We start from the raw sequence: 12,559 nt of genomic DNA on the forward strand, positions 1-12,559 counted from the left end.
GGATTAAGACATCATTTCAACATCCTTTTTCGCTTCGGTTATGCCTTTTAAAGCAAATTTCTCAGACAGAATATTTACCGTTTCACGCGAAACAAAAGCCGGCAGTGTCGGTCCCAAAATAATATTTTTAAATCCCAGATCAAGAAGAGCGAGAAGGACGGCGACGGCTTTCTGTTCGTACCACGCAATGTCGAAAGCTATAGGCAGTTCGTTTACGTCTTTTAGTCCAAAAATTTCTTTAAGCTTGAGTGCAGTGAGTGCCAAAGAGTATGAATCGTTGCATTGACCTGCGTCCAAAACCCGGGGAATTCCGTTAATTTCACCAAGCCCCAGCTTGTTGTACCTGTACTTCGCGCATCCTGCAGTCAAAATAATGGCATCTTTTGGCAAAAGCTCGGCGACTTCCGTGTAATATTTCCTCGACGGATGCCTCCCGTCACAACCTGCCATGACCACGAATTTCTTTACGGCGCCTGTTTTAACGGCTTCCGCTATTTTCTCTGCCAGCGCTTCCACCTGATTGTGGGCGAATCCGCCTGTTATCTTTCCTTTTTCTATTTCTTTTGGAGGAGAACATTTTTTGGCGAGCTCTATGATGGTTGAAAAATCTTTTTGTCCGCCTTCTTTTCTGTCTTCAATATGTTTGACACCCGGATAACCGGCCATACCTGTTGTAAAAATTCTGTCTCTGTAAGAATCTTTTACCGGAATAATGCAGTTTGTAGTCATCAGGATCGGACCGTTGAATGTTTCGAACTCCTTGTCCTGTTTCCACCAGGACCCGCCGTAATTTCCTTTGAAGTGTGAATATTTTTTAAACGCCGGATAATAGTTGGCCGGAAGCATTTCTCCGTGTGTATATACATCGACACCGGTCCCCTGGGTCTGTTTCAAAAGTTCGTCCATGTCCTTAAGGTCGTGTCCGGAAATGAGAATTCCGGGGTTGTCGCCTGCGCCAATGTCCACAGCGGTCGCTTCCGGATGACCGTAGACAGAAGTGTTGGCCCTGTCGAGAAGAGCCATCGCCTTTACGGCTGTTTCGCCTGTCTTCATTACTAATGTCAGTAATTCTTCCGCCGTGTGATTTTTCCTAAGCGAAGCGAGAGCTTCAAACATGAATTTAAAAATGTCATCGTCAAAATAATCTAAAACAGCAGCGTGTTCGGTATACGCGGCGATTCCCTTCAATCCGTAGAGTATGACGGATTTTAACGACCTTATGTTTTCGTCATCGCTCAGACTGAGAATTCCGACGCTCTTTGCTTTGTCATCAAATTCGTCATCCGAGTTTCCTTCCCATTGAGCGCAGTCAAATGTTTCGTCCAATTTTCCCGCTTTTTTTCCCAATTCATCTCTTGTTTTTATGGCCTGTCTTATCAAATCTCTAATTTTATCGTCGTCAAAATTTGCGTTCGTTATTGCCGAAAAAAGAGCCTTGCAGACAAAAACTCCCGCTTTTCTTTCAACGGGAACAATTTTTTCGGCGTAACAACCAATACCCTGAAGAACGAAAATCAAAAGATCCTGAAGATTTGAAGTTTTTTCCTGCTTCCCGCAAATTCCTCTGGCGGTACAAGCCGTGTTTTTTGCCGTTTCCTGGCACTGGTAGCAGAACATTGACATAAAAACCTCCTTATATTATTTCGCCTTCCAATGACACCGCATATTCTTTTATCAACATTGTTTTGCCCGCTTTTTTACCTGAAGTGCTCCCTCCGGGCAATTCGGTATGCATTGTCCGCAGCCGTCGCACAATTCTTCATCAATTTTAATTATTTTTCTCTTCATTCTTTTCCCCTGTTGAGTAAGCAGTCAAGTCAAATAGCGTCAAAGCGTCAAATTCTTTGACGACATTCTTTTCAATCTTCTTTATCTCACGCCTTATGGGACAGTGCGCCCTGTTTTCGCATATCTTTTTTCTGAAAAGACAATCTGTGAGTTCTATTTTACCCTGAAAGACTTCAATGATTTTAGAAATATTGATTTTCGAAGGATTTTCTATAAGCCTGAAACCGCCCGATTTTCCTTCTTTTGTTTCAATCCACCCTGTCTTTACTATCTCTTGTAAAATCTTTCTCAGGTACTGATAAGGGATTTTCTGTTTTTGTGCGATATGCCTTGATGAAACAAAATCTTTGGATTTTGCCAGCTCTAAAAGCGCCCTGACGGCGTAATCTGTGTTTTTTGTCAAAAGCTTCATTTATTTACCTTATCTGATACTATATTAGTATCAGTAATAAACATTGTCAAGCTCTTTTTCACTTCAGAATCCCGGATCCGGTAGAATTTAACTTAAAAAAGTCAAAAATCGAGACTATTGCCTATATAAACGGAAAAAATCTATGAAGTGAAGAGTTCGCAAATAAATTACAGAAAATCAATAAAAGAAATTTGGATGATTTTTATCAATTTTCCTTTTTTTCTTTTCTTTTTTTATTGTCGTCCTTTTCAGAATTTTCGCTCCTGTACAAAAGCTTTCCCTCGGAAGAGATTATCCTCATTTTCCCGTCGTAACCGAGCAGAACAAAATTTCCGTCTTCGGACATCGCAATCACTTCTTCACGTCCCAACACGCCGTTTTTTAAAACTGAAAGCAGATGATGGCCGGCCTTTTTGCCGTCAGGTGAAATTTTTATTACAGAATATACATCGTTCTGGTCCGATCCCAGAACATACGCGTTCCCCTCTTTATCGGCGTACGCCCTGGAATAAGTATACCTGAAATCGAGATTTATTAAATATATCTTTTTTCCCCCTCTGGAGTATTTCATTAGTTTTTCGTAGTTAAGAATATAATAATTGCCGTCATAACCGACAGAAAGAACAATTTCTCTGTCCCTGAAATAAACCGGCTTGTCCTCAAGATCTTCCAAATATCCGGCAATTATTGAACTGTTTTCTTTCTCCGAAGTCTCTTTATCTTCTTTCCATGTTTTGACGGCGTTTCCGTCAAAATCGAATCTTTTCAGTTCATAATAATCGTTATTTTCGGAATCTCTTTTTTCTCTGTTTAAGAGAACCAAAAATGTGTCGTCCGTATCCGCGCAGAGAGTCCACGCGTTTTTCATTGAAAAAAAATCTTTTTTTTCCGAGGGTTGTCTCCCTTTGTTTCCACCCAATTTATCCTCCGTTTCTCCCGTCTTTTGAGAGAGAAACAAAAGAGCATGCTTTTCTCTGCTCCAAATCATGAGCCTGTTTTTGCTGTCAATTGCCAGTTTAGGATTTCCTTCGGACGAATCCGGATTATATTGCAGATCTGACAAAACCCATTTTGTCGAAAGGTTTTTATCCAGCGCCGCCAAAGTCAGATTCGAGTCTTCGTTTTCCGAAGCGATGTAAATGTCGCCTTTTCTGTCGACGACGGAGTCCCATATTTCCCCTTTCCATTCGAAAGGTTTCGCTTTTTCGTCGAAGATTATATACCATCTCGAAATAGTCTCGACGGGGTGTATTCTTCTCCAAAGGTCGTCGGGAAGATATACCGAAGCTTTGCAGAAAGAGCATTTTATCATTCTCTCTTTTCCATCTACATCGAGAAATCCTCCGCATTTCGGACATGCAAAAGCAACCGGTTCAGGCGCGTTGATCACGGTTTCATCCTCGGCTTTTTTCCCCGAAGTAATAAGTCCGAAATCTTCGAAAACAAGGTAAAGAATCCCCGGAAAAGCTTTTTTATATTTATCCGGCGCTATTCTGAAAGAATATTTTTTCCCGGTATCCGGATTGACGGCAAAACCTTTTTCGGCGAATTCACTCAGTCTTTCAAGATTGAGCGGTTTTTTATCGTCAGGGAATTTTGGCTTTTGCTTTCCGTACATGATCTGGAAATTATAACCGCCGAAAATTGAAGCGTTATTCCCCTCCCCTTCCTTGAACCCCGGGACTTCATTGATAGCGTCTCCAATAATGCTTTTCCAGTCGGAAACGCTGAAACACGTCTTTTCACCGCATGACTGGCAGACAATTTCGTCAGTCAAAGCGTTTAAGTGAAGGGTGTCGTCGCATTTTCTGCATTTGGTTTTAGCCTCGATAGCGATGCTCAATAATCCTGTCATGTCTCACCCCTCTTGAATATTTTTGATTATTACATCAGCATCAGGTCGTAATAACGACTCTTTCAATCCTCTTTTCTTCTTTTTTCTTCAAGCGTTCTTTCTTCGTCTTCTTTGGCCTCTTCGCTCCTGTAGACTTGTTTTCCGTTGTTCGCAACAATTCTCATTCTTCCTGAATATCCGGCAAGGTAAAATGTCCCGTCTTCGGAAAGGGCGAGAATTTCTTCACTGCAGACGACGCCATCGTCTAAAACAGAAAGAAGATGACGCGTCATCTGTTTTCCGTCGGGAGAAATTTTTAGCACGTACCTTTTGTCATTCCCGTCAGAACAAAGCACGTAAGCGTTGCCGTCCTTGTCTCCGTAAGCCCTCGAATACGTATAACTGCAGTCGAGCTTGACAAAATACTGTTTTTTTCCCTCCCTGGAATATTTGATTAATTTTTCATGGCATAAAAAGTAATAAACACAGTCGTAACCGAGTGATATTTTAATATCCCTGTCCCTGAATCTCTTGGGCTTGTCTTTAAGACTTTCAAAATACTGAGCCCCTCTTGTTCCGGAGAAAAAACTTTTTATTTTCCCAAAAATATTTTTTTCCGTCTCGCCTTTTCTCCAAACATCCACTGCATTCCCGTCGTAGTCGTATCTCATAAGTTCGTAATAACAATTTTCGTCCGTGTCTTTTTTATCTCTGTCGAGCAGGACGACAAATGTATCATCGTTATCGGCAAAGAGGCATATTGCGTTTTTCATTGAAAAGCGTTCATTTCCTTTCCCGGGCTGTTTCCCCTTGCGGCCGCCCAACATATCTTCGGTTTCGCCTGTCAGGGTTGAAAGAAACAGCAGTGTGTTTTTATCTCCGCTCCACAGCATGAGCCTGCCGCGGCCGTCTATAGCGAGTCTGGTGTCGCCGTTTGAAGTCTCCGGATAATATTCGAGATCCTTCCTTGTCCATCTTCTTGTACGGTCTTTGTCAAGTGAAACCAACTCCATTTTTGAACGGTCCGTTTCCACGGCCAAATAAATATTGTTTTCTCCGTCGAGGACCATGTCCCATGCGTCTGAATCCCAGGTAAAAGGTCTTTCTCTTTCGTTCATTATTATAAACCATCTCGTTACTGTCTCGACTGGATGAATTCTCTTCCAGAGATCGTCTGGAAGATAGACAGAAGCATTGCAAAAAGAACATTTGATCATCCTGTCCTTACCGTCTACATCGAGAAAACCTCCGCATTTAGGACAGGCAAAAGCCACCGGATCATGAGCTTTTACGGCCGATTCTTGCGAGGATTCTTTATCGCCTGAAATCAGGCCGAAATCTTCCATCGCCAGATACAAAGCGCCGGGAAAGTCTTTTTCATATATTACTGGTACTTTTCTGAAAGAATATTTCTTTCCTGTGTCAGGGTCTTCGACAAAACCTTTCTCAGAATATTCTTCGCTTTTCAGGATGTCTATATTCTTTTTGCTGTCGGGAAATCTCGGGATCTGTTTTCCGTACATAATTTGATAATTAATACCGCCCATCACTGTCGAATTTGTTCCCTCTCCTTCTTCATAATTCGGGGCTTCTTTTATAGGATCTTCCAAAATGTCATTCCACAGTTGTAAATTCAGGTTTAACTCTTCACCGCACGACGGGCAGAGAATTTTCTCAGTCAAAGCGTTAATGTGGATTGTTCCATCACATTTCTGGCAATTTGTCTTCAGTTCGATAGCAACACTTATTAATTCCGGCATTTATATCTCCTCATGATTTTCTTTGCCTATTATTTTACTCCTCGGCATTAAACATACATTAAATTTTTTTCTTCAATTACAGTTTGACAAAATATTTCAGCCGAATAATATTTTTGTGGTGAAAATAAGGACAGAGGATTTTAAAAGAATAGTGTTTTTCACTGGAGCCGGAATGTCTGCCGAAAGCGGCGTCCCCACATACAGGGGAAAAGGCGGCATCTGGGAAAATTACAAATGGGAAGAATATGCCTGCCAGGAAGCTTTCGACAATGATCCTGAAAAAGTCCTGAAATTTCACGAAATGAGAAGAAGCGCGGTTTTGGACTGTACTCCTCACAAGGGTCATTTTTGGCTTTCCGGACTTCAGAAGAAAAGGCCGGGGGTCGAAATAATCACTCAGAACATTGACGGCATGCACCAGAGAGCCGGTTCCGATAACGTGACAGAACTTCACGGATCGCTGTGGAGAGCCAGATGCCTCTGCGGAATTAAGGAAATGATAGGTGAAGCTTATCCCTCTTACAGATGCTTTAAATGCGGAAAGTGGCTGAGACCCGACATAATATGGTTCGGCGATTCACTGGATTCATTCACGGTTGAAAAGGCGATCATGTCAATCTCCGGATGCGATCTTTTCGTCAGCGTCGGAACTTCTTCCGTCGTTTGGCCCGCCGCGGGATTTCCTTTGCACGCTAAAAATAACGGAGCTTTTCTCGTCGAAATAAATCCCGAGCCCTCGGAGATATCGGATGTTTATGACATTGTAGTAAGAGAAACCGCTTCAAAAGCCCTGTCGGATGATTGCGGGATATTTATCGAGTGAAAAAAATACCGTCGAAAGGATACAAGAAACATTGTTTTTTATCCAGTCATAAACTATTGGCCCGTTTTTTTTCGAGTCGAATGAAATAATCAGTATTTCAATATCAGTTTATTCCGACCTCCGACCTCAACGAAATACTGACCTCTTGCAACTTTTACTCCGCTGAAATCATTTCCGGACCATCGCACAACGGTTGGAACTTCAGTGTATTTGATTGTATTTATTGTTCTTCCGGTCACGTCGTATATCATCAATTCTCCGGGTACTTCAATATAGCCGGACAACACTATATCGACATAATCGAGAAATGGATTCGGATAAACCTGAAAAACGTTCGGGTCAGGTCCTATAGAAGGAGTTTCCTCGACTGCGCCGGCGTTAACTCCGAAATAAGTCATCACATTCTGAAGATACTGTCTTTTCGTAGATATTCCGGTTCCGTCCACCAGGCTTCCGATTTCGAACACTGCACCGATCGTCTTGTACGTTCCGGCGTCGTAAGCGACGCATATATTGTCTCCATAGGTTCCTTCTTTGAAGAGAACCTGTGCCGCTCCGAGAGAATTTACAATATCTCCAGCGTAATCTCCCAGACTCTGCACGAAATTCATACCCGCCATCATGGTTCCGTTCTGACCCAAAACCGTATGAATTATAGATCCGTAATCCGGATTTATGCCGAAAACCGGGCTGAAATCGTAGGCGTGATACATGTAAGGACCTGAACACCACGGGCTGTTTCCTTCCAAGTAAACTCGCCCTCCCTGGTTTATGTAGTTCAGAATCCTGGTTTTTTCAAGGCAGAATGAATCGATAAAAAACGTGTAGGGTCTGAATCCTGTGCATACAAAAAGAGACCTGTAGTATTCCAGACCAATTCCCGGCATTTCAATGCCGTAATGGCCCAAGTAGCCCAAATCCGAGAGAATGGAGTCCATTAGCTGGCCGGATTCCGGAGTAGAATCCGGATTCCAGACCAGATAATCGTATTGACCGGTGATGACTGAAAACGAAAGAGTCTCGGAATATCCGGCGTGATCGCTGATCTCCATCGAAAGGTCTGAAACATGCCCCTGTGGAGTCGAAGGACTTGCCTGAACCCGAAAGACATCGCTTGAATTGCATACTGTCGCGTCGACGGGAAACGGGCCGAAGTCGAACGTTCCGTCTGTTACAAGCAGATATGGATCGATTGTGAAAAGAGTAGCCCAGATATGTAAAACACCGGCTCCGCCGATATTTTTCAAAAATACAGTTATTTCCGCCGGTTCTCCGGGATCCATTCTTCCGTTGTTGTTTCCCGCCGGATCTCCAATTTGAACTCTTTGAAGTGCGGTAAAAATATCAGAACCGTTGTAGTTTATTGTAATGTTGTCAGCCAAGACCTTGGCTGTGACGGGTGATCCTCAACAATATCTGACAGTGTCCAGTAATACCAGCTTGATTTTGTCGACGGCGACAGGATTCACAGATGGAACGTTTATCAGCTCACTGTCAATACTAAAGGAAAAACTGTGCCAGTCTCCGTCCTGCACTTCAATGACATCCATGTATGTGGTGTCTACCCATCTGCATCTTTCTGTCTTCCGGCATATTCTGGTCCTGCCGAGGAATGAATCGTACCGGTCCAGGTATTCAATGTCGAGGGCGGCTCCGGTCCACGCGCTGTATGATGCAAAAACGTCGAATTTAACGTCGGCGCTGAACGTCAGGTCAGTAGTTCTTATCGGGACGGTTTGATAAAGCATTGAATATCCGGACGAGGAATCCTTGACGACCTTGACCTCGTAGTCGGGATCCGGATCAAGTGCGGTTTCCCTCGTGAAATTCTGAAATCCTCCGCTTGCCGTCTGAATCCATCCCTGCTCCAAACCAGCTTCGAAGTCTCCGTTTTGGACAAGGTGCGCCGTCCCGTCGTCGTCACCTTTTTCAGTGTAGAATCCGGCATATGCCAAACGGTTTGAGAAAGACAACGTCGAGAGCAAAAGCAGGACAATTACATTCATCTTCTTCGATAAAATCATTTTTTCGCCCTCCTTTGATTAATTTTTCAAAATCGTCACTCGTTGTTTCAAAAAGTGTCGTCAAATAATTCCTGACTCAGAAAAATCAAAATCGTTTGAATTCATTTTTTCGATCTTCTCATTATAGTTGGTTGGCTGTTTGCTTATTGAATTTGACAATCAAATATCACGATCTGTCAACACCGATTATAAAGATAAATGAACGGTCAATAATTCTGATCTCTTTGTTTTCATAAATATTTTATTTTTTTTCAAATGTGTATAAAATAAATGTAAAACAGGGGGTTTACATGGAAGGGATAACAAGGTTTCCAATAACAGCCATAGTAGGAATGGATTTTTTAAAAACCGCTTATCTTGCCAACATAATAAATCCAAAAATCGGAGGACTTCTCATCTCCGGACCCAAGGGAACCGGCAAAAGCACTTTTGTCCATTCAGTTGAAGACCTGTTGCCGGAACACGCGGTTGTCAAGGACTGTGTTTTCGGCTGTGACCCGGAAAAATCCGATTTTTTCTGCACATTCTGCAAGGGTAAACCTCAGAAAGAAACCTCTCTGGTTAAAGGCCGGATAATTGACCTGCCCCTGAGCTGTACGGAAGACAGGCTCCTCGGCAGTATAGACATTGAAAAAATCCTGAAAGAGGGAGTAAAAAGCATACTGCCGGGTCTTCTCGCAATGGCACACAGAAACATTTTATACATAGACGAAGTCAATCTACTGCCCGACCATCTCGTCGACGACATTCTCGACGTATCCGCCCTCCATTGGAACGTTATAGAAAGAGAGGGTTTTTCCGTTAAACACAGGTCCGACTTCATCCTCGTAGGAACAATGAATCCGGAAGAGGGAGAACTGAGACCTCAGATACTCGACAGGTTCCCTCTCTGCGTCAGGGCTGAATCTCCGCAAAAGCCTGAGGAGAGGGCAGAGATAGTCAAAAGAACTCTTTCTTTCGAAAATGATCCGGATTCATTTTTCAATTCATTTAAAAACCCTCAGAGCATGTTAAAGAATTCATTACAGCGTTCAAAAGAACTTCTAAAAGAAGTTCAAATAGACGAAGACCTTCTTTGGGTCGTAACAAAATCCTGTTCTGAACTCAAAGTAGACGGTCAAAGACCGGACATAATAATTACTAAAACCGCGATGACGATATCGGCGCTTCACGAAAGAAAAGAAACGCAATTTGACGACATCCTGGACGCCGCGCTGATGACTTTATGCCACAGGACAAGAGACAGCGGTCTTCTCGAACCTCCTTCGTCGGAAGAAGTCGTCAAAGTATTCAGGGACAATCATTCAAATTTGACAAGGGAAAAGCCGTCAAAAAAAAGCGAAAAATTTTCCTTTAACAACGCTAATCTATCAGGACAAACACCAGAAAAACAGGAAAATACACCTCAGACATCACAACAAAAAGGGGAAGACTCCTCAAAAAAATAATTACGGTGGGCATTCATAAACCCACCGTAAAAAGAAAAATAAAAAATATTTTAAGGAATGCCGCCGCATTTCTCCGATTCAAAAGAAAAAAATCCGTTAAATTCGTTTCCAGAGACAATTCATTTAAAAAACTCGGCGGCAAAGAAAAATCATTAAAAACTGATTACAGTTACGAAACGCCTCTTTTCGAGTCGGAAAAAAGCTTCTTTAAAACCGTGGACATTAAATTCAAAAGATTTTTGAAGAGGATAAGAAAAACCCAGAATTTCAGAACAAGGAAATTCACGAGAAGAGCCATGGTAAAAAACACAGTGACGGGCAGAAATTTTCTTTTGACCAAATACAAAGAAGGAGAGAATTCACCGGCTTTTTATCCGACACTCTTGAACCGGCTATTAGTAAATGAATTCAGGGAAGGGAAAAAAGCGATAACTAAAAAAGACCTTCTCGGGTGGCAAAAGTCATCCCATCAGAGCCTGAATATGATCCTGGTCGTTGACGTCAGTTCTTCAGTCATAAACTTCGTCAAAGCTTTTTCGAGAATAATAAATTCGCTCACCGTCTATTTCAACAAAAACAAAGACAGAATCGGAGTTATTTCTCTCCAGGGTCACCAGGCAAAAATATTGAATCATCCGACACACAACTACAAGGTGGTCTCTAAAAGCCTTCTCTCTCTCAAGGTCCATGGAAGAACCCCTCTTTCAGACGGTCTTTTGAAATCATTGGACATGGCAAGGCTGGAAAAATTCAGGAACAAGGGTTCGTTGAGTTTAGTTGTCTTGCTTAGCGACTGTTATCCCGAACCTCTGACGGGAAAATTCCGGAATATTTTCGACGAACCCGCTTACAGAAACTCTTTGTCCGCGGCAAAACTGTTCAGAAAGGCAAAGATTGGCCTGCTTCTTATTAATCCGAATTTCAAACACACTGAAACGCAAAAAGAAAAATACTTTCCCGGAGAAAAACTGTCGGAATTTATAGTAGAAAACGCCGGGGGGAAACTCGTCAAACTTATGAGTTCCGCCATATCTTCAAAGACAGTTTACACGGAAAAAGACAGGTACGAAGTCTCCCCCAAAGACATAGAAAGAATAATCAGCGGAGTCGCTTCTGCCGCCGGATCCTCAAAAAGCGGCTTGTAAAAAAATCACCTTGGAGTTACAATACTTTTTTGACCTTTGAAAATAGTTTTTCGGGCAGATTCAGCAGGTTATCCCAACAACAAAAAGGAGGAACGATGAAAATGACGTCCATAGTGTTATTAGGTTTGATGATCTTTTGCCTCTCTATTCAGGCTCAGGTCAGCCAGGCCAATTTCAAACAGGCAGTGGTCATAGACCAGGGCATTGACGAGGAAGCTCTTTCTGGAGACCTGAACCAAACCGCATATTACAGTGAATTACCTCAATCAATTGAAGAGATTTCCGGTAATCTGGGTTCTTCCCAACCGCCTTCTGCCTACGCACCCTTATGGGGTGACGATCTTTTGGTGACAAACGAGTGCCCTGTTCAGACAAATGTGACCCGATTAGCTTTCGACTACGATGTCAATGGCCATATCTATGTAGCCCTTCTGTCAAATCACGCGTCAACGGACACAATATGGATATACAGGTCAACTGACATGGGCTACACATGGGAAAAAAGCTGGGAGATGTGGTTCCAGAGCACCGGCGTCAACGTGTTGAGCTACGACATGAGAGTTCAGGCTCAGACTGCTAATCCCTACATATACACAACTGCAGTTTATGTCTACGGAAGCGACACACTGCTTTCCTTCCGCAGATTGAGAGTTGACCACTCGGCTTACGACTGGTATCACTTTTCTTCCACGACTTACAACGACATAAATTGGGTCGAAATGGACATAACAGACGAGACCGATCCTCACATATACGTTGTGTTTTCAGTTCCATCTACTCCCTGGCAATTATACAGGTGCGCTTCTGCAGATGGTGGAGCGACATGGTCTTCAGCCACTCTTACATACAACCAAGTGACACCCAAAGATTTTGACGTATGTGCAGGTCCCGCCGACTATGCCTACATTATGAATTTTTTTGATCCTAATACAATCAGGGTATCGAGATATGACAGCTATTTCGGACACTGGATAAACCACGTCACGTTGGGAACTGATGCTAATTTGCAAAAACCTGTCGTCGCTTCAGCCCGTCAAAACGCTTACCCCACGAATTACATTCATCTGGTTTATCAACAGGGCGCTACCGATCCGACAACGACAAGATCCATTGAATACGTTTCCTCTGACGGAGGAGCGACCTGGACAGGCCCGGGATTTTTCTTGCTCGGCGACGTCCACACGGTTTGCCCGTTCGTCGCTTGCGAGAAAAACAGTTCTTCCGATCGTTTTGTCGGCATAGCGACTCAATACTGGACAGACGCCGATTCGACCGCGATAGGCTACAAATCGAACCAGACAGTGGCCTGGAACAACCTCGGTTTC

General features: G+C 43.0%; 10 protein-coding genes and 1 pseudogene. 4 read left to right on the plus strand and 7 right to left on the minus strand.

What is annotated here, in order from left to right; genetic code table 11:
• Nucleotides 1-3: 3 nt before the first annotated feature.
• From hcp to JXL83_02085, 5 genes and pseudogenes are all read right to left on the minus strand, one after another.
• Complete coding sequence (gene hcp, locus JXL83_02065; GenBank protein MBN2362898.1) at nt 4-1,623, minus strand: hydroxylamine reductase; 1,620 nt, start codon at nt 1,621-1,623, stop codon at nt 4-6.
• A gap of 75 nt (nt 1,624-1,698) precedes the next feature.
• A pseudogene (locus tag JXL83_02070) lies at nt 1,699-1,788 on the minus strand (4Fe-4S binding protein).
• Nucleotides 1,769-2,200, minus strand: coding sequence for an Rrf2 family transcriptional regulator (locus JXL83_02075; protein ID MBN2362899.1), 432 nt, complete (start codon nt 2,198-2,200; stop codon nt 1,769-1,771). The pseudogene JXL83_02070 and the gene JXL83_02075 overlap by 20 nt, the downstream one beginning before the upstream one ends.
• Nucleotides 2,201-2,405: 205 nt before the next feature.
• A complete protein-coding gene (locus JXL83_02080) occupies nt 2,406-4,055 on the minus strand; it encodes a hypothetical protein (GenBank protein MBN2362900.1) in 1,650 nt (549 codons plus the stop codon).
• 62 nt (nt 4,056-4,117) lie between these two features.
• Nucleotides 4,118-5,794, minus strand: coding sequence for a hypothetical protein (locus tag JXL83_02085; protein MBN2362901.1), 1,677 nt, complete (start codon nt 5,792-5,794; stop codon nt 4,118-4,120).
• Between the two features lie 109 nt (nt 5,795-5,903).
• On the opposite strand from JXL83_02085, the gene JXL83_02090 reads away from it, so the two are divergent.
• Entirely contained in the window at nt 5,904-6,617 is a 714-nt protein-coding gene (locus JXL83_02090; protein MBN2362902.1) for an NAD-dependent deacylase, read from the plus strand.
• Between the two features lie 89 nt (nt 6,618-6,706).
• Here JXL83_02090 and JXL83_02095 read toward each other — a convergent pair whose 3' ends face one another.
• Nucleotides 6,707-7,999, minus strand: a complete 1,293-nt coding sequence (locus JXL83_02095) for a T9SS type A sorting domain-containing protein (protein MBN2362903.1) — start codon at nt 7,997-7,999, stop codon at nt 6,707-6,709.
• Between the two features lie 24 nt (nt 8,000-8,023).
• On the minus strand, nt 8,024-8,641 hold the full coding sequence (locus JXL83_02100; protein MBN2362904.1) for a hypothetical protein: 618 nt from the start codon (nt 8,639-8,641) through the stop codon (nt 8,024-8,026).
• Nucleotides 8,642-8,931: 290 nt separating this feature from the next.
• Between JXL83_02100 and JXL83_02105 the strand changes: the two genes are divergently transcribed.
• The 3 genes from JXL83_02105 to JXL83_02115 all read left to right on the plus strand — a co-directional run.
• Nucleotides 8,932-10,089 carry a magnesium chelatase ATPase subunit I gene (locus JXL83_02105; GenBank protein ID MBN2362905.1) on the plus strand — a complete coding sequence of 386 codons (1,158 nt, stop codon included), beginning with the start codon at nt 8,932-8,934 and terminating at the stop codon, nt 10,087-10,089.
• A 5-nt stretch (nt 10,090-10,094) separates the two neighbouring features.
• The gene (locus JXL83_02110) at nt 10,095-11,234 is read left to right on the plus strand and encodes a VWA domain-containing protein (GenBank protein ID MBN2362906.1); all 1,140 of its coding nucleotides are present in this window, start codon (nt 10,095-10,097) and stop codon (nt 11,232-11,234) included.
• 95 nt (nt 11,235-11,329) lie between these two features.
• On the plus strand, nt 11,330-12,559 hold a 1,230-nt coding region (locus tag JXL83_02115), incomplete at its 3' end, for a hypothetical protein (GenBank protein MBN2362907.1).

It is taken from the genome of candidate division WOR-3 bacterium (genome assembly GCA_016934535.1).
GTDB lineage: Bacteria > SDB-A > SDB-A > SDB-A > SDB-A > JAFGIG01.

Excerpts from the sequence above, each read along its gene's own strand:
- hcp (MBN2362898.1), bottom strand. The coding sequence starts at position 1,623 with ATGTCAATGTTCTGCTACCAGTGCCAGGAAACGGCAAAAAACACGGCT.
- JXL83_02075 (MBN2362899.1), bottom strand. The coding sequence starts at position 2,200 with ATGAAGCTTTTGACAAAAAACACAGATTACGCCGTCAGGGCGCTTTTA.
- JXL83_02080 (MBN2362900.1), bottom strand. The coding sequence starts at position 4,055 with ATGACAGGATTATTGAGCATCGCTATCGAGGCTAAAACCAAATGCAGA.
- JXL83_02085 (MBN2362901.1), bottom strand. The coding sequence starts at position 5,794 with ATGCCGGAATTAATAAGTGTTGCTATCGAACTGAAGACAAATTGCCAG.
- JXL83_02100 (MBN2362904.1), bottom strand. The coding sequence starts at position 8,641 with ATGATTTTATCGAAGAAGATGAATGTAATTGTCCTGCTTTTGCTCTCG.
- JXL83_02105 (MBN2362905.1), top strand. The coding sequence starts at position 8,932 with ATGGAAGGGATAACAAGGTTTCCAATAACAGCCATAGTAGGAATGGAT.